Below are 16222 nucleotides of genomic sequence, written 5' to 3'. Positions count from 1 at the left end.
AGGGACCACTGCGCAAGCTCCTCAGGGACCGGGGTGGAGCAGGTCGAGGAGGTACTGGCCGTAGCCGCTCTTGACGAGGGGCTCGGCGCGCTCGCGCAGACCGTCGGCGTCGATGAAGCCCATGCGCCAGGCGACCTCCTCGGGGCAACCGATCTTCAGGCCCTGGCGGTTTTCGAGGGTGCGCACGTAGTTGCTCGCGTCGTTGAGCGCGGCAAAGGTGCCGGTGTCGAGCCAGGCCGTGCCGCGGGGGAGCACCTCGACGTGGAGGCGACCCTCGTCGAGATAGGTGCGGTTCAGGTCGGTGATCTCCAATTCACCTCGGGCTGAGGGGCGAACCTGCTTGGCGCGATCAACCACGGTCGAGTCGTAGAAGTACAGCCCCGGGACCGCAAACCGGCTCTTGGGTTCCCGTGGCTTTTCCTCGAGGGACAAGACGCGACCCTGCGTATCGAACTCGACGATCCCGTAGGCCCTCGGGTCGGCAACCTGGTAGCCGAAGACGGCTGCTCCGTCGATGTCGCAGAACCGCCGCAGCTGCGTGCCCAAGCTGGGACCGTAGAAGATGTTGTCGCCCAGCACGAGGCCAGCGGGGCCATCGGCGAGGTGGTGCTCGCCGATGAGGAAGGCCTGAGCGAGACCATCTGGGCTCGGCTGCTGCGCGAACGAAATCGATACGCCGAACTGCGATCCGTCACCCAAGAGACTTTCGAATTGAGGCGCGTCATGGGGCGTGGTGATGATCAGGATGTCGCGGATGCCGGCCAGCATGAGAGTACTGAGCGGATAGTAGATCATTGGCTTGTCATAGACGGGCACCAACTGCTTCGAGATGCCCAAGGTGATCGGATGCAGCCGGGAACCTGTGCCCCCGGCGAGAATGATGCCTCGCATGCAGGTCACCCTATGGGACTCGTTAGCCTGAGCCCATGGATCTGTCCGTCGAGCAAACGCCCATCCCTGGCCTACTGGTGGTGCGCCGACCGGTCCACCACGACACGCGCGGTTGGTTCACTGAGGCGTGGCAGCGAGAGAAGATGACCGCGCTCGGGTTGCCGGACTTCGGCCCGGTCCAGCACAACGTCTCCCACAACGCGATGCGCGGCTCCACTCGCGGGATCCACGGTGAGCCGTGGGACAAGTTCGTCACCGTGCTCCACGGCTCGGTCTTCGGGGCCTGGGTGGACCTGCGCGAGGGCGAGAGCTTCGGCGCGACCTATTCGATCGAGATCGACGAGAGCGTCGCCGTCTTCGTCCCGCGAGGCGTCGGCAACTCCTACCAGGCACTCGCCGACGAGACGATCTACTCTTACCTCGTCAACGAGCACTGGCGCCCTGACCTCGTCTATCCCGCGCTCGCTCTCGATGACCCGACGGTCGCCATCGACTGGCCGATCCCGTTGCCGCAGAGCGAGATCAGCGACAAGGACAAGGCGAACCCGACGCTCGCGGAGGTCACCCCCTTCGCTCCCAGACCGCCGCTCGTGCTTGGGGGGAGCGGCCAAGTGGGCCGCGCGCTGCGCAGCCTCCTGCCAGACGCCATCGCGCCGACGCGTGACGAGCTCGACCTCACCGACCGGGCTGCCGTCGAGGCCTACGACTTCAGCGCGCACGACCTCGTGATCAATGCCGCCGCGATGACCGCAGTGGATGCCGCGGAGACGCCCGACGGGAGCCGTCTGGCGTGGCGACTCAACGCCGAGCTGCCCGCGCAGCTCGCCCGGCGAGCGGCGACCGGACGCTTCACGCTCGTGCAGTACTCCTCTGACTACGTCTTCGACGGTCAGGTCGAGGAGCACGACGAAGGTGAGCCACTCGCCCCCCGCGGGGAGTACGGCCGCACCAAGGCAGCCGGTGACCTGGCGGTGGGGGTAGCGCCGCGGCACTACCTGCTTCGCACCTCGTGGGTGGTGGGCGACGGGGGAAACTTCGTCGCGACGATGGTGCGGTTGGCCGACGGTGGGGTGTCCCCGTCGGTGGTCGACGACCAGTGGGGGCGGTTGGCCTTCGCCGACGAGATCGCCGCGGCGACGCTGCACCTGGTCGAGCAAGGTGCTCCCTTCGGCACGTACAACGTCACCCAGTCGGGGGAGCCGATGACCTGGGCAGAGATCGCCCGGGAGGTCTTCGCGTTGCGAGGCCGCTCGCGGGACGACGTGACGGCGGTGACGACGGATGAGTACGCGGTGGGCAAGGAGATGGCGCCGCGGCCGACGCACTCGACGCTCTCGCTCGCCAAGCTGACCGCGACGGGGTTCGAGCCGACGGATCAGGTCGAGGCTTTGCGGGAGTATGTGGCGACCCTTCGAGACGGCCGCGAGCGGCCTCCTCAGGGATCGGGGACTCGAGAGGGTGGCGAGCGGCCTCCTCAGGGACCGGTGACTCGAGACGGCCGCGAGCGGCCTCCTCAGGGATCGCGCCCTCCCCAGGTATCGACGACGGAGGGGGACTGACATGCGCGTGCTCGTCACCGGGGGAGCCGGGTTCATCGGGAGCAACTTCGTGCACCAGACCCTGGCGACGCGGCCCGACGTGGAGGTGACCGTGCTCGACGCGCTGACCTATGCGGGGTCGAGGTCCTCGCTCGAGGGCGTGCTCGGCGACGTGCGCTTCGTCGAGGGACTCGTCCAGGACGGTGCGCTCGTCGACTCGCTGGTTGCGGACGCAGACGTCGTCGTCCACTTCGCCGCGGAGTCGCACAACGACAACTCGCTCACGTCGCCGGGCCCCTTCGTGCAGACCAACGTCGTCGGCACCTACGAGCTGCTCGAGGCGGTGCGACGCCACGGCGTGCGCTACCACCACATCTCCACCGATGAGGTCTACGGCGACCTCGCGCTCGACTCGCCCGAGCGCTTCACCGAGGAGACGCCCTACAACCCCTCGAGCCCCTACTCGTCGACCAAGGGGGCCAGCGACCTGCTCGTGCGGGCGTGGGTGCGTTCCTTCGGCATCGAGGCGACGATCTCCAACTGCTCCAACAACTACGGCCCGCGCCAGCACGTCGAGAAGTTCATCCCCCGTCAGGTCACCGAGGTCATCGACGGACGTCGACCGAGGCTCTACGGCGACGGGCTCAACGTGCGTGACTGGATCCACGTCGACGACCACAACAGCGCCGTGTGGGCGATCATCGACCGCGGGCAGATGGGGGAGACCTACCTCATCGGTGCTGACGGTGAGGTCGACAACCGCGGAGTAGTGTCGCAGGTGCTCGAGCTGATGGACCGGCCGGGTGACGACTTCGACCATGTGACCGACCGGCCGGGTCACGACCGCCGCTATGCCATCGACTGGACCCGGCTGCGCGACGAGCTGGGCTGGCAGCCGCAGTACCGCGACTTCCGCTCCGGACTCGCCGCGACGATCGAGTGGTACCGGGACAACGAGGCCTGGTGGCGGCCGCAGAAGGCTGCTGCAGAGGCGCGGTACGCCGCGACGGAGCAGGTGCTGTAGGGCCCCTCGCTCCGCGCACGCTGATTGCTTTGGGGGCGCGGTATTCGGTCCGCTGTCCCCTCAGTCCGGGTTCTTCCGACGTGGACGTCTCTTGAGGGGTGGCACCACGAGCTCGGGGATGGCGCGCAGGATGAAGCGGTCAAAGTGAGGGACCGTGAAAGCTGCGTAGCCGTGCTCGGGCGTATAGAGCAGTCCCATGTTGATGAGTTCTGCTCGTGTAGGTCCGAGGTTCTCGGAACTTCGTTCTGGTCCCATGGCTTCAGCCACGACGGATGCCTTTTGAGGTTCGGGGCCCAGCTGCGCCATCGCGCGCAGGTATGCGCGCTGTAGTTCGGTCGCGCGGTCGAGTCGCACGCGGAAGAACGACTCGTCGAGCTTGGTCTCATACCCTGGGACTGCCGCACGGACATCGTCCTCGTGGATCGTTGGTCCTTCTGCCACAGTCCACACCGCATAGCCAAGTTCTTGGAGGAAATAGGGGTAGCCGCCCGTCAGCTCCACGGCTGTGGTCAGGGCGGCTTCGTGATATTCGATGCCCTCGTCCATAGCGGGTCGAGCCAACGCTTCACGTGCGTCACCGGAAGCCAGCATCCCGATCGCGGGGAATTTGAAGAGGCGCTCGGCGTACGACTTTGCGTCGCCAGCCAACTCAGCGATCTGCGGTAGGCCAGCGCCAACCATGGTGATCGGCAACTTGCGTTGGACCATCTTGTGCAGTGCCTCGATGACGGCCTCGAGTTGTTCCTTGTTGAGGAACTGAACCTCGTCGAAGAGGAGCACGACCCCGCGATCTCGTTCAGATGCTGCCTCGCCTACAGCGAGGAGGACGTCGGTCAGGTCGAGGGCCAGGTCTGCGTGATCTGCGAATCCCTCAGCAGCTTCGACATCGAGGCCAGCAGACCACGTGCCAGCGGAGTCGACACTGACGGTGAAGGACTTCAAGACCGCGGCTGCATGCCGGAAGCGGTCTGTCCACTTCGCCTTGGGCGACAACTGGAAGAGAGCGGTACGGAGGCGGCTGCTGATGTCTCGCCTGAAGTCGGCCTCGTCGTTCTTGCTGACTTCGAGCTCGACCACGACCCAGTCACGGGCCAAGGCCTTGGTGCGGAACTGTCCGAGCAGCACTGTCTTGCCGACTCCCCTCAGGCCCGTGATGATCATCGACTGCTCCGTTCGGCCCGCCTCGATCCTTGCGAGGAGCAGGTCGAAGGACTCGAGCTGATCATCTCGGCCGACGACTGCTTGGGGTTCAGCACCTGCGTTGGGCGTGTACGGATTGGTCACGGCCTACATGCAAACGGACTTTACATGCCTTAGAAGGCTTTATCTAGATTGCATAAAGCGATCTAAGGCACGTAAGTCGATGGACCTCATCACCTGGGCCTGCTTGACGGGGCACGATGCGCGCGATCCATACCGATTCGAGGAACCCGGACTACCGATTCGGTCGCTGACGCCTCGTCCGGAGGTACCTCGAATCACCAGAGCTGGGTAGTCCGCACGTCCGTCAACCTGGTGGTGGTTGTCCACCGGTAGCGGAGGAGGCATGGGCAAGCGGCCTCCCGTGACCAAGGTGCTGCCATGACCAGAAAGGCAACCAAAGAGACACCTCTCGCTCGCCACCACCGGGTCGTGCGCGGTTGCTGAGGACACGGACTTCGTCGTGAACCACGCGCTCTTGCGCGCCATGGGCATCAGCCGTCAGCAGGCTGCGCGTCAAGTGGCTGCAGGTCGGTGGGAACGACACGGCACGCAGTCCTTCGCCGTGCGGAGCGGTCCGTTGGGTCCGACGGCGCGATGCTGGCGGGCGGTGTGGGAGGTCGGACACCAGATTGCCCTGGTGGAGGGGTCAGCGCCCTCCAGTTCGCCGGCCTCAGGGGGTGGACTGATGATCTCGTCCACGTCTCGGTCCTCCACCGCACGATGCGAATCGGCGCGACGGTGTCCGCGTGCACAAGGTCATCCGCCGCGTCGACGGGGAGGCTGGTCGCGCCAGCATCCCGCGCACCACACCTGCAGTCGCCGCCATCCGGGCGGCGCACTGAGCGGTGAGCGACAAGGCTGCCGCGACGATCATGGCGATGGCCGTGCAGCAGCGACTCGTCACGGGGGAGCAGCTGCTCGAGGCCAGCGGCGGGTGCGCGGACGGACACGCCGTGCCTTCCTCCGTCAAGTTCGTGGCCGACACCGGTGGGCCACGCTCGCTGAGCGAGCTGGACTTCGCTCAAGCGTGTCGAGCGTGGCCTGCCGACACCGACGCGACAGGCGGTTCGGCAGGGGCGAGACGGTCGGGTGTACCTCGACGTCTACTTCGAGGAGTACGGGCTGGTCGTCGAGATCGACGGCGCCGGTCACCTGTGGGGACTCTCAGGGGCGGCGGACGCCCTTCGCGCCAACCAGGTCGTCATCGACGGTGACCGGGTGCTGCGGATCAACGTCATCGGCTGGCGCCTCGACCAGGAGGCATTCATGGACTAGGTGGGCAACGCCCTTTGCTCTGACCGGGCGCTGGACAACATCTCTCGGCACCACGCACGCGCGAGTGGAGGTATCAGCGGTCGAGGTAGTGGGGACCGGATAGACGGACCCATTACCTCGAATGGGCGTCAGGGGCGGCAGCGTCATGGCGGCAGCGGTCGCGAAACGCCTCAGCCCATCCACTCGCCCCAGCCGTGGTGCAGCACCAGCCAGGCGATCAGGCCGTAGCCGGCCTGGCCGGGGTGCGCACCGTCGAGTGAGGCAGCGATGTCGGACTCCCACTGGTCGTGTCCGACGAGGGGGGCGAAGGTGTCGACGAAGGTCACGCCACGCCGGTCGCAGACGTCACGCTGGGCCTCCACGACCTGGCTCAGCGCGTCGTTGGTGTCGGCGTCGGCGGCCGGGGGCGGCCCGACGACGAAGACCGCGACGCCCTGGCTGGAGGCCTCGTCGAGGATGTTGGCCAGGTTGAGCCGCAGCCGGGCGATCGAGGTGCCGGCCTGCACGTCGGCGTGACCGAGCTGCACGACGAGCCGTCGCTCGGACACGCCGTGGAATCGGCGCGCGCCCTCGGTCTGCCAACGCTCGGCCACCCCACCGGCGGTCTCACCCCGCACCCCGAGGTTGTAGTGAGCGACGAGGGCGCCGGGCACCTCGGTGCGGGCCATGACCCGACCGGTCCAGCCCAACGCCTTCTCGTCACCGACACCGGCGACGAAGCTGTCGCCGATGAAGACCAGCGCGATCTCCCTTCGCCCGTCCTCCGTGCCGAAGGTCGCGCTGGGGGTGAACTCGTTGCCGGCTGCGTCCGTCATCGGGTGGGCGCTCACGTCGGGGTGCTCCTGAGGGGATCTGGGGTGCGGGTACGGGCCGACGTTACTCGTCGTCGAGCTCATCGTCGTCGAGGCGTGCCAGCCACGACGCGAGTCGCTCGATCGGCGTCTCGAACTCAGGGTTGATGTCGACGAAGGTGCGGAGCTGGTCACTCACCCACTCGAGAGTGACCTGCTCCTCACCACGTCGATCCGCGAGCTCCTCGATGCCGCGATCGGTGAAGTACATCAGCGATCGAAGGCGCGGCTGATCAGGTCAGCCTGCTCCTGGGCGTGCTTCTTGGCCGTACCAGCCGCGGGCGAGGCGCTCGGCGGGCGGGTGACCGCCTGCAGGGCGCGGGTCTCGCCGTGAGCCGCGAGGTCCGCCGGCAGGTTCATGGCCAGGAAGGGCCACGCACCTTGGTTCTCCGGCTCCTCCTGCGTGAAGACGATGTCCGCGTTGGGGTACTTCGCCAGCTCCGTCGCGAGAGCCTCACCCGGGAGGGGGTAGAAGCGCTCGAGGTGCAGGACCGCGGTCTGCTCGTCGCCGCGCTTCTTGCGCTCGGCCTCGAGGTCCCACGTGACCTTGCCGGCGGCGATGAGGACGCGCGTGACGTCCTCTCCCTTCGGGTTGGTCATGTCCGGCAGGACCGCGCGGAAGCTGCCCTGCGTGAAGTCCTCGGGCATGCTGCTCGCGGCCTTCAGGCGCAGCATCGACTTCGGGGTGAAGACGATGAGCGGACGACGCGGACGGTGGTAGGCCTGACGACGCAGCAGGTGGAAGTAGCTGGCCGGCGTCGACGGGTAGGCCACCGTCATGTTTTCCTGCGCGCACATCGCGAGGAACCGCTCGATGCGGGCGGAGGAGTGGTCCGGTCCCTGACCCTCGTAGCCGTGCGGCAGGAGCAGGACGACCGAGGAGTTCTGGCCCCACTTCTGCTCCGAGGAGGAGATGAACTCGTCGATGATCGTGGCCGCGCCGTTGGCGAAGTCACCGAACTGGGCCTCCCAGAGCACGAGCGCGTCGGGGCGCTCGACCGAGTAGCCGTACTCGAAGCCCATCGCGGCGTACTCCGACAGCAGCGAGTCGTAGACCCAGAAGCGGGCCTGGCCACCACCGAGGTAGTTCAGCGGCGTCCACTCCTCACCGTTGCTCTTGTCGATGAGCACCGCGTGACGCTGCACGAAGGTGCCGCGACGCGAGTCCTGACCGGTCAGACGCACCGGGGTGCCGTCCATCAGGAGGGAGCCGACGGCGAGCATCTCGCCGGTGCCCCAGTCGATGCCACCGTCGTGCACCGAGGCGGCACGCTTCTGCATCGCCTGCTGCAGCTTGGGGTGGATCGTGAACTCGGCCGGCGGGGAGTCGAACATGTCGCCGATGTGCTTCAGGTCCGTCTCGGAGATCGCCGTCTCGGTGGCCGAGCGGGCGGGCTTGTCGCTCGTCTGCGCCGACGGCCGCTCGAGACCGGCGTTGTCCGGGGCGTCGCCCGACCCGGCCTGGTCGGTGGGCGCCTCGGGGCTCTTCTTCAGGGCCTCCTTGGTCTCGACGAAGACCCGCTCGAGCTGGGCCTGATAGTCGCGCAGGGCGGCGTCGGCCTCCTCGGTGGTGATGTCCTTGCGGCCGATGAGGCTCTCCGTGTAGAGCTTGCGGACCGAGCGCTTGGACTCGATGAGCTTGTACATCAGCGGCTGGGTCATCGACGGGTCGTCGCCCTCGTTGTGACCACGACGGCGGTAGCAGACGACGTCGATGACGACGTCCTTGTGGAACTTCTGCCGGAACTCGAAGGCGAGCTCGGCGACCCGCACGCAGGCCTCCGGGTCGTCACCGTTGACGTGGAAGATCGGCGCCTGGATCATCCGCGCGACATCCGTGGAGTACACGGACGAGCGGCTGAAGTTGGGCGAGGTGGTGAAGCCGATCTGGTTGTTGACGACCACGTGGATCGTGCCACCGGTGCGGTAGCCGCGCAGCTGGCTCTGCTGCAGCGTCTCCGCGACGACACCCTGGCCGGCGAAGGCCGCGTCACCGTGCATGAGGATCGGCAGGACGGGGAAGTCCTCGCCGCCGTGGTTGAGCCGGTCCTGCTTGGCGCGCACGATGCCCTCGAGCACCGGGTTGACCGCCTCGAGGTGGCTCGGGTTGGCCGCGAGGTAGACCTTGGTGGTCTCGCCGGACTCGGCGGTGAACTCGCCCTCGGTCCCCAGGTGGTACTTGACGTCACCGGAGCCCTGCACCGACTTGGGGTCGACCTGGCCCTCGAACTCGCGGAAGATCTGCCCGTAGGACTTGCCCGCGATGTTGGCCAGCACGTTGAGCCGGCCGCGGTGCGGCATGCCGATGCAGACCTCCTCGAGGCCCTCCTCCGCGGAGCGGGAGAGGATCCGGTCGAGCACGGCGATGACCGACTCGCCGCCCTCGAGGGAGAAGCGCTTCTGCCCGACGAACTTGGTCTGCAGGAAGGTCTCGAAGGCCTCGGCGGCGTTGAGGCGGCGCAGGATGCGCAGCTGCTCGTCGCTCGTGGTCTTGGCGTAGCCGACCTCGACCCGGTCCTGCATCCACTTGCGCTGCTCGGGGTCCTGGATGTGCATGTACTCGACGCCGGTGGTGCGGCAGTACGAGTCACGCAGGATGCCCAGGATCTTGCGCAGCTTGAGGAAGGGCTCGCCGCCGAAGCCGCCGGTGGCGAAGTGACGCTCGAGGTCCCACAGGGTCAGGCCGTGGGTCGTGATGTCGAGGTCGGAGTGGTGGCGCTGCTTGTACTCCAGCGGGTTGATGTCGGCCATCAGGTGGCCGCGGACCCGGTAGGAGTGGATGAGCTCCTGCACGCGCGCGACCTTGTTGATGTCGTCGTCGTGCGAGGTGGAGATGTCCTGGACCCAGCGCACCGGCTCGTAGGGGATGCGCAGGCTGGCGAAGATCTCGTCGTAGAAGCCGTCGGCACCCAGCAGGTACTGGTGGATGACGCGCAGGAACTCGCCCGACTGCGCACCCTGGATGATGCGGTGGTCGTAGGTCGAGGTGAGCGTCAGCAGCTTGGAGACCGCGTTGCGGTTGAGCGTCTCGGTGCTCGCGCCCTGCCACTCGGCGGGGTAGTCGAGGGCGCCGACACCGATGATGGCGCCCTGGCCCTTCATCAGTCGCGGGATCGAGTGGACCGTGCCGATGCCGCCGGGGTTGGTCAGCGACATCGTGGTGCCCTGGAAGTCCTCGACGGTCAGCTTGCCGTCGCGAGCCTTGCCGACGACCTTTTCGTAGGCCTTCCAGAACTCCTTGAAGTTCATCGTCTCGGCCGGCTTGATGGCCGGGACCATCAGCTGACGCGTGCCGTCGTCCTTCTGCAGGTCGATGGCGATGCCCAGGCCGATGTGCGCGGGCTGGACGACGACGGGCTTGCCCTTCTCGTTCGTCGTGTAGCCGACGTTCATCTCGGGCATCTGGCGCAGCGCCTTGATGAGCGCGTACCCGATGAGGTGGGTGAAGGAGATCTTGCCACCGCGGCTGCGCTTGAGGTGGTTGTTGATGACGATGCGGTTGTCGATGAGCAGCTTGGCCGGGATGGCGCGCACGCTCGTCGCGACGGGGACCTCCAGCGAGGCCTCCATGTTGGTCACGACCCGGGCAGCAGCGCCGCGAAGGGGGGTGAGCACGTCCTGCGGCTCCTCCGCCTCGTCGCTGGCCTCGGCCTTGGCGGGAGCCGCCTTGGCGGGAGCGGCCTTGGGCTCAGGCTTCTTCGCCGCGGGGGCGGGGGCGGCCTTGGGCTCGGCCTTCGCGGGCTCGGCCTTCGCGGCCGGCGCGGTGGCCGTCTTGGGCTCGCTCTTGGCGGGCTCGCTCTTGGCCGGCTCGTTCTTCGCTGCAGCGGCGGGCTGCTGGGAGGCGGGGGAGCCCCCCTTCGCGCTCGTGCCGTTACTGGCGCCACTCTGACCCGGCGTGTAGTTCTCGAAGAACTCCCACCACGCCTTGTCGACGCTGTCGCGGTCGTTCTTGAACTGCTCGTACAGCTCATCGACCAGCCACTCGTTGGGGCCGAAGTCGTTCAGGGACACGGGGCCATCCTGGGGGTCAGGCACGGCGCATACGCCTCTTTCGTCACAGTCGAGGATCTGGGCCCGAAGTCACCGCGGACCCACCGGGGCAAGCCTAACGTGACCAACACCATTAGCCGACTCCCGGTCCCGCCCGACACGGCGGGACCGCCCCCCTTCGATCGGAGGACGGTCCCGGACGCTCACTGCGGGTCGAGGCGACCGCTCAGCTGATGTCCTTGCGGTTGGACAGGATCGAGCCGGCGACGGTCAGCAGCGCGGCGTACCCGACGAGGATGAGCGCGCAGAGCCACCAGGCGAAGTAGGGACTCTCGCTGGCACTCAGGCCACCCGTCGGGTCGCCCGTGACGAGCATGCCCGTCGTGAGGTTGCCGGGGATGAACTTGCCGGCGGTCGTCCACCCCAGGAGCCCGAAGGCGATGTTGAGGATGAGCTGACCGAGGAAGCCGAAGGCGACCGCGATGAGCACTGCCGCGATCTGGTTGCGCACGAGCATGCCGAAGCCGAAGCCGATGAGCGCCCAGACGACGGTCGCGACGATCGAGGTGCCGAAGGACGCGAGCACGTCACCGTTGGTGAGCAGCAGCGGCTGGTCCTTGAAGACCGTGAGGACCAGCGCGCCACCAGCCACGGAGGCGATGACGTGCACGACACCCAGGACGGCGGCGACGGCGACCACCGAGAGCGTCTTGGCGACGGCGACGATCCACCGGCGCGGGGTGGCGAGGTAGGTCGCCGTCGCGGTCTTGTGCCGGTACTCGGTCGTGATGAGCAGGACACCCAGCGCCAGCGGGAAGAGCGCCGTCATGCTGCCGAAGTTGCCCAGCAGGCCGGCGGTGTAGACGACCTGTCCCGTGGCTCCCGTCATCTCGGAGAAGGCAGCAGGCTCGCCCTCGGGCCCGGTGAGGCCCACGAGGGCAGCCGCACCCATGGAGAGCAGGAAGGCGAACATCGCCATGCCGAGGCCCATGCCCCACCACAGCTTGGTCGTGAAGATCTTGCGGATCTCGGAGGTGATTGCACCCATCATCAGAGGTTCGCCCCTTCGTGGCCGTCGACCGCGTCGGTCATGACCGGCGCGGGCTGGTTCTCGGCGTCACCGAGGTTGCGGTTGGTGCCCTCGGTGAGGGAGAAGAAGAGCTGCTCGAGGTCTGCGGCCAGCGGTCGCAGCTCGTGGATCGGGACACCGGCACGAAGGGCGACGTCACCGATCAGTCGCAGGTCCTCGGTCTGGGCGACGACCCCGCCGTCCTCCCGGACGACGGCCTCGACGTCGGCGACGCGCAGGGCCCCGATCAGGGACTCGGTGTCGGTGGTGCGCACGATGGAGGTGGCGGCGCCGCGCAGGTCGCCGACCGTGCCCTCCTTGATCAGCTTGCCGTTGGCGATGATGACGACGTCGTCGACGGTCTGCTCGACCTCCTGCAGCATGTGGCTGGAGATCAGGACGGTCCGACCCTCGTCCGCGAGGTGGCGCAGGAAGCCGCGCAACCAGCGGATGCCCTCGGGGTCCAGGCCGTTGGCCGGCTCGTCGAGGACGAGGAGCCGCGGGTCGCCGATGAGCGCGGCCGCGAGGCCCAGGCGCTGGCGCATGCCCATGCTGTAGCCGCCGGCGTTCTTGCGGGCGGCCGCCGGGATGCCGGTCAGCTCGAGCAACTCGTCGACGCGGCTGTCGGGCGCGCCGATCGTGGCTGCGAGCACCCGCAGGTGGTCTCGCCCGGAGCGACCGGGGTGGAAGTTGGTGGCCTCGAGGGCGGAGCCGACCACGGTCAGCGGCCGGTCGAGCTCGCGGTAGGTCTGGCCGTCGATCGTCGCCGTGCCCGCACTCTGCCGGACCAGGCCGAGCAGCATGCGCAGGCTCGTGGTCTTGCCGGCGCCGTTGGGGCCGAGGAAGCCGGTGATCCGGCCCGGCTCGACGTTGAAGCTGAGGTCGTCGACGGCCGTGAAGCCCCCGAACCTCTTGGTGAGGTTGCGTACTTCGACGCGCGCTCCCGTTGTGGGCATGGTGGTCCCCTTCATCTGTTGATGTCGCCACAATCCTCGCAGCCCACACCCGCGCACACATCATCCCGTCGGATGAAGAGCGGCTCCACCCTGAGGGGGAGACGGGCGCGGCCCTTCGCCCCGGTCCCTGAGGAGGCCGCCCCCTTCGTTCCGGTCCCTGAGGAGGCCGCCCGCGGCCGTCTCGAAGGGCCGCCCCCCTTCGCCCCGGTCCCTGAGGAGGCCGCCCCCTTCGTTCCGGTCCCTGAGGAGGCCGCCCGCGGCCGTCTCGAAGGGCCGTCCCCTTCGTCCCGGTCCCTGAGGAGGCCGCCCGCGGCCGTCTCGAAGGGCCGTCCCCTTCGTCCCGGTCCCTGAGGAGGCCGCGCCACTTCGCCCCGGTCCCTGAGGAGCTTGCTCTGCAAGCGTCTCGAAGGGCCGCCACACCCCCCGACTGTGGAAAAGCTCGACCCGACCACCGCCGACACTGCTGGGATCGACCCATGGCCCACGTCTACATGCTCAGGTGCGCCGACGGCACCTACTACGTCGGCAGTACGCGCAACCTCGCCTCACGGATGCGACAGCACGGTGCAGGCGGAGGGTCGGCCTACACGAGCAAGCGGATGCCGGTCGAACTGGTGTGGTGTGCGGAGACGGAGAGGGTCACGCAGGCCTATGCCTTCGAAAGGCAACTCCACGGGTGGTCGCGCGCGAAGAAGGAGGCTCTCATCCGGGGGGACTTCGACGCGATCCAGCTCTTGGCCAGTCGCCGGTGGAAGGGGTGAGGTGTGTCGAAGGGCAGGGATCGTGGGGGATTGGGGCGCATCCCTTCGAGACGGTTGCTGCGCAACCTCCTCAGGGATCGGTGGGGGAGGCGCTTGCTGCGCAACCACCGGGTCCTGAGGAGGCGCGCCAGCGCCGTCTCGAAGGGCAGGGATCGGTGGGGGGAGGCGGCCCTCCTCAGGGATCGTGGGGGACTTCCCCGTAGAATCTCGCTCACCATGACCATCGGTCTCCTCGTCCTCGCCCTCGTCCTCACGCTGGGTACCGCCCTCTTCGTGGCCGCAGAGTTCTCTCTCGTGGCCCTCGACCGGCCGACCGTGCAGCGGGCCGTCGATGGCGGTGACGCCGGCGCAAAGCCGGTGCTCGCCTCCCTTCGCTCGCTGTCCACGCTGCTGTCCGCCTGCCAGATCGGCATCACGGTCACGACCCTGGCGCTGGGGTACATCGCCGGGCCCGCGGTGGGGGAGCTGATCACGCCGGGCCTCGAGGCGGCGGGCCTGCCCACGACCGCAGCCGCGTCGACCGGCAGCGCCCTCGCGCTGATCATCGCGACGGTCTTCTCGATGATCCTCGGCGAGATGGTGCCCAAGACCCTCGCGGTCTCGGTGCCGCTGCGCACGGCCAAGATCGTCGCCACGCCGATGCGCGTCATCGGTGTCCTCTTCAAGCCGCTGATCTTCATCCTCAACGGGTCGGCCAACTGGGCACTGCACCGCATGGGCGTCGAGCCGCAGGAAGAGCTCTCCGCAGCCCGCAGCCCCGCCGAGCTGGCCTCGCTGGTGCGCAGCTCCGTGGAGGCCGGCACGCTCGACTCCGGTACCGGCCGGCTGGTCGCGCGCTCGCTCGGCTTCGGCGAGCAGACCGCCGTCGACGTCATGACGCCGCGCAACCGGGCCAGCGCCATCGATCGGACCGCATCCGCCGAGGACCTCGTCGCGCTCGCGCGCCGCACCGGCCACTCCCGCTTCCCCGTCACCGGTGAGGACTGGGACGACATCGACGGCGTCGTCCACGTCAAGAAGGCCATCGCCGTCCCGCACGAGCGCCGCGAGTCGGTGCCCGTGTCCGCGCTGATGATCGACCCGGTCGTCGTGCCCGAGACCCTGCGCCTGGACCCGCTGCTCATCCAGCTGCGCGACTCCGGCCTGCAGATGGGGATCGTCGTCGACGAGTACGGCGGTACCGCAGGCGTGGTCACGCTCGAGGACCTCGTCGAGGAGATCGTCGGAGAGGTCAACGACGAGCACGACCTGGCCCAGACCACCGGTCGCGAGGTGAGCGACGGCGTGTGGACGGTGCCGGGCCTGTGGCGCCCCGACGAGGTGCGCGACCGCATCGGCGCACCCGTACCCGAGGGCTCGTCCTACGAGACCGTCGGTGGCTGGATCATGGCCGAGCTCGGCCGAGTCCCCGAGGTCGGGGACGTCGTCCAGATCGACGGCTGGGAGATCACCGTGGCCGACATGGACACCCGTCGCGTGGATCGGCTCCGCTTCGTCGAGCACGCGCACAGCGATGACGAAGGCGATGTCCTTGGGTCCCACGTTCCGCGTGGGCGGCGCGACGAAGGAGCCACGAAGGGGGGTGAGTCGGCATGAGCACCGTCCTCATCACCGTCGTGCTGCTGCTGGCCAATGCCTTCTTCGTCGGCGCCGAGTTCGCGGCGATGTCCGCCCGGCGCTCGCAGCTCGAGCCGCTCGCCGACGCAGGTGACAAGCGGGCCGCCATCGCCGTCGATGCCCTGCAGCACACCGGGGTCCTGCTCGCCACCTGTCAGCTCGGCATCACGATCTGCTCGGTGCTCCTCGGTGCGATCTCGGAGTCGGCCCTGCACCACGTGCTGTACCCGATCGCGGTGCGCGTGGGTGTGCCCGACGCCTTCACCGACGCGACCTCGCTCGGCCTGGCGATCCTCATCGTCGTGTACCTGCACGTCGTCGTCGGCGAGATGATCCCCAAGAACCTCGCGATCGCCGGGCCCGAGCGCGCTGCGATCCTGCTCGTGCCCCCGCTCATGTGGGTGATGAAGGTGGCCAAGCCGATCATCTACGCGATGGACTGGGTCTCCAAGGCCTTCGTGCGGGCCATGGGCATCGAGCCCAAGGACGAGGTCGGCTCGGCCTTCACCGCCGAAGAGGTCCACCAGATCGTCCACGAGTCGCACCGCGAGGGCCTCGTCGAGTCCGAGAAGTACGGGCTCGTCGGCGCCGCCCTGGAGTTCTCGGACAAGGACGCCGCCGATGTGGGTGTGCCGGTCGAGGACCTGGTCACCGTGCCCCGGGACGCGACCCCGGACGACATCGAGCGGCTCGTCGCCAAGCACGGCTTCTCGCGGTACCCGACGGTCGACGACTCCGGCGAGCTCGCGGGGTACATCCACCTCAAGGACGTGCTCTACGCCGACGACACCGAGCGCAGCGAGCCGGTCCCGCGCAAGCGCCTGCGCCGCATGGCGACCGTGCTGCCCGACGACGAGGTCGAGGACGTGCTGGCCACCATGCAGCGCACCGGCACCCACCTCGCCCGCGTCGTCGACCCCGACGGGTCCGTGCGTGGCGTCGTCTTCCTCGAGGACGTCATCGAGGAGCTCGTCGGCGAGGTGACGGACTCCACCCAGCGGGGGTGATCCTTCGCCCGGGTGCCGGTCAGGTGGTCACCTGACCGGC

13 protein-coding genes are annotated in these 16222 nt (G+C 68.2%); 6 read left to right on the top strand and 7 right to left on the bottom strand.

Features of this window, described 5'->3' with window-relative positions:
• Nucleotides 1–21 precede the first annotated feature (21 nt).
• A complete protein-coding gene (gene rfbA / locus EXU32_RS10755; RefSeq protein WP_130629904.1) occupies nucleotides 22–891 on the bottom strand; it encodes a glucose-1-phosphate thymidylyltransferase RfbA in 870 nt (289 codons plus the stop codon).
• 35 nt (nucleotides 892–926) lie between these two features.
• Here rfbA and EXU32_RS10750 point away from each other — a divergent pair, with 35 nt between their 5' ends.
• Together EXU32_RS10750 and rfbB are read left to right on the top strand one after the other, a co-directional pair.
• A complete protein-coding gene (locus EXU32_RS10750; protein ID WP_130629903.1) occupies nucleotides 927–2450 on the top strand; it encodes a sugar nucleotide-binding protein in 1524 nt (507 codons plus the stop codon).
• 1 nt (nucleotide 2451) lies between these two features.
• Entirely contained in the window at nucleotides 2452–3453 is a 1002-nt protein-coding gene (gene rfbB / locus EXU32_RS10745; protein WP_130629902.1) for a dTDP-glucose 4,6-dehydratase, read from the top strand.
• Nucleotides 3454–3513: 60 nt separating this feature from the next.
• Here the strand turns inward: rfbB and EXU32_RS10740 are convergent, their stop codons facing one another.
• Complete coding sequence (locus EXU32_RS10740) at nucleotides 3514–4737, bottom strand: ATP-binding protein (RefSeq protein WP_130629901.1); 1224 nt, start codon at nucleotides 4735–4737, stop codon at nucleotides 3514–3516.
• A 1008-nt stretch (nucleotides 4738–5745) separates the two neighbouring features.
• Here EXU32_RS10740 and EXU32_RS10735 point away from each other — a divergent pair.
• A complete protein-coding gene (locus EXU32_RS10735; protein WP_130629900.1) occupies nucleotides 5746–5931 on the top strand; it encodes a hypothetical protein in 186 nt (61 codons plus the stop codon).
• 170 nt (nucleotides 5932–6101) lie between these two features.
• Here the strand turns inward: EXU32_RS10735 and EXU32_RS10730 are convergent, their stop codons facing one another.
• The 5 genes from EXU32_RS10730 to EXU32_RS10710 all read right to left on the bottom strand — a co-directional run bounded on the left by EXU32_RS10730 (nucleotide 6102) and on the right by EXU32_RS10710 (nucleotide 12797).
• Nucleotides 6102–6761, bottom strand: coding sequence for a GDSL-type esterase/lipase family protein (locus tag EXU32_RS10730; protein WP_242612759.1), 660 nt, complete (start codon nucleotides 6759–6761; stop codon nucleotides 6102–6104).
• A 46-nt stretch (nucleotides 6762–6807) separates the two neighbouring features.
• Entirely contained in the window at nucleotides 6808–6993 is a 186-nt protein-coding gene (locus EXU32_RS10725; protein ID WP_130629899.1) for a DUF6104 family protein, read from the bottom strand.
• On the bottom strand, nucleotides 6993–10793 hold the full coding sequence (locus EXU32_RS10720) for a multifunctional oxoglutarate decarboxylase/oxoglutarate dehydrogenase thiamine pyrophosphate-binding subunit/dihydrolipoyllysine-residue succinyltransferase subunit (RefSeq protein ID WP_242612758.1): 3801 nt from the start codon (nucleotides 10791–10793) through the stop codon (nucleotides 6993–6995). Before EXU32_RS10720 ends, EXU32_RS10725 begins: the two co-directional genes overlap by 1 nt.
• A 205-nt stretch (nucleotides 10794–10998) precedes the next feature.
• Nucleotides 10999–11820: a hypothetical protein gene (locus EXU32_RS10715; protein ID WP_130629897.1), complete on the bottom strand. Its 822-nt coding sequence runs from the start codon at nucleotides 11818–11820 to the stop codon at nucleotides 10999–11001.
• Between the two features lie 2 nt (nucleotides 11821–11822).
• Nucleotides 11823–12797 carry an ABC transporter ATP-binding protein gene (locus EXU32_RS10710; protein WP_130629896.1) on the bottom strand — a complete coding sequence of 325 codons (975 nt, stop codon included), beginning with the start codon at nucleotides 12795–12797 and terminating at the stop codon, nucleotides 11823–11825.
• Nucleotides 12798–13273: 476 nt separating this feature from the next.
• Here EXU32_RS10710 and EXU32_RS10705 point away from each other — a divergent pair, with 476 nt between their 5' ends.
• The 3 genes from EXU32_RS10705 to EXU32_RS10695 all read left to right on the top strand — a co-directional run bounded on the left by EXU32_RS10705 (nucleotide 13274) and on the right by EXU32_RS10695 (nucleotide 16182).
• Nucleotides 13274–13558, top strand: coding sequence for a GIY-YIG nuclease family protein (locus tag EXU32_RS10705; protein ID WP_130629895.1), 285 nt, complete (start codon nucleotides 13274–13276; stop codon nucleotides 13556–13558).
• A 216-nt stretch (nucleotides 13559–13774) separates the two neighbouring features.
• Entirely contained in the window at nucleotides 13775–15154 is a 1380-nt protein-coding gene (locus tag EXU32_RS10700; RefSeq protein ID WP_242612757.1) for a hemolysin family protein, read from the top strand.
• Nucleotides 15151–16182, top strand: a complete 1032-nt coding sequence (locus EXU32_RS10695; protein ID WP_130629894.1) for a hemolysin family protein — start codon at nucleotides 15151–15153, stop codon at nucleotides 16180–16182. Before EXU32_RS10700 ends, EXU32_RS10695 begins: the two co-directional genes overlap by 4 nt.
• Nucleotides 16183–16222: the final 40 nt, after the last annotated feature.

Source organism: Janibacter limosus (genome assembly GCF_004295485.1).
Lineage (GTDB): Bacteria > Actinomycetota > Actinomycetes > Actinomycetales > Dermatophilaceae > Janibacter > Janibacter limosus_A.
This window is presented reverse-complemented; position numbering and strand designations above follow the sequence as displayed.

Bases quoted from the DNA above. Each gene is read 5' to 3' on its own strand.
- rfbA (WP_130629904.1), bottom strand. From the start codon at position 891: ATGCGAGGCATCATTCTCGCCGGGGGCACAGGTTCCCGGCTGCATCCG.
- EXU32_RS10750 (WP_130629903.1), top strand. From the start codon at position 927: ATGGATCTGTCCGTCGAGCAAACGCCCATCCCTGGCCTACTGGTGGTG.
- rfbB (WP_130629902.1), top strand. From the start codon at position 2,452: ATGCGCGTGCTCGTCACCGGGGGAGCCGGGTTCATCGGGAGCAACTTC.
- EXU32_RS10725 (WP_130629899.1), bottom strand. From the start codon at position 6,993: ATGTACTTCACCGATCGCGGCATCGAGGAGCTCGCGGATCGACGTGGT.
- EXU32_RS10715 (WP_130629897.1), bottom strand. From the start codon at position 11,820: ATGGGTGCAATCACCTCCGAGATCCGCAAGATCTTCACGACCAAGCTG.
- EXU32_RS10710 (WP_130629896.1), bottom strand. From the start codon at position 12,797: ATGCCCACAACGGGAGCGCGCGTCGAAGTACGCAACCTCACCAAGAGG.
- EXU32_RS10705 (WP_130629895.1), top strand. From the start codon at position 13,274: ATGGCCCACGTCTACATGCTCAGGTGCGCCGACGGCACCTACTACGTC.
- EXU32_RS10700 (WP_242612757.1), top strand. From the start codon at position 13,775: ATGACCATCGGTCTCCTCGTCCTCGCCCTCGTCCTCACGCTGGGTACC.
- EXU32_RS10695 (WP_130629894.1), top strand. From the start codon at position 15,151: ATGAGCACCGTCCTCATCACCGTCGTGCTGCTGCTGGCCAATGCCTTC.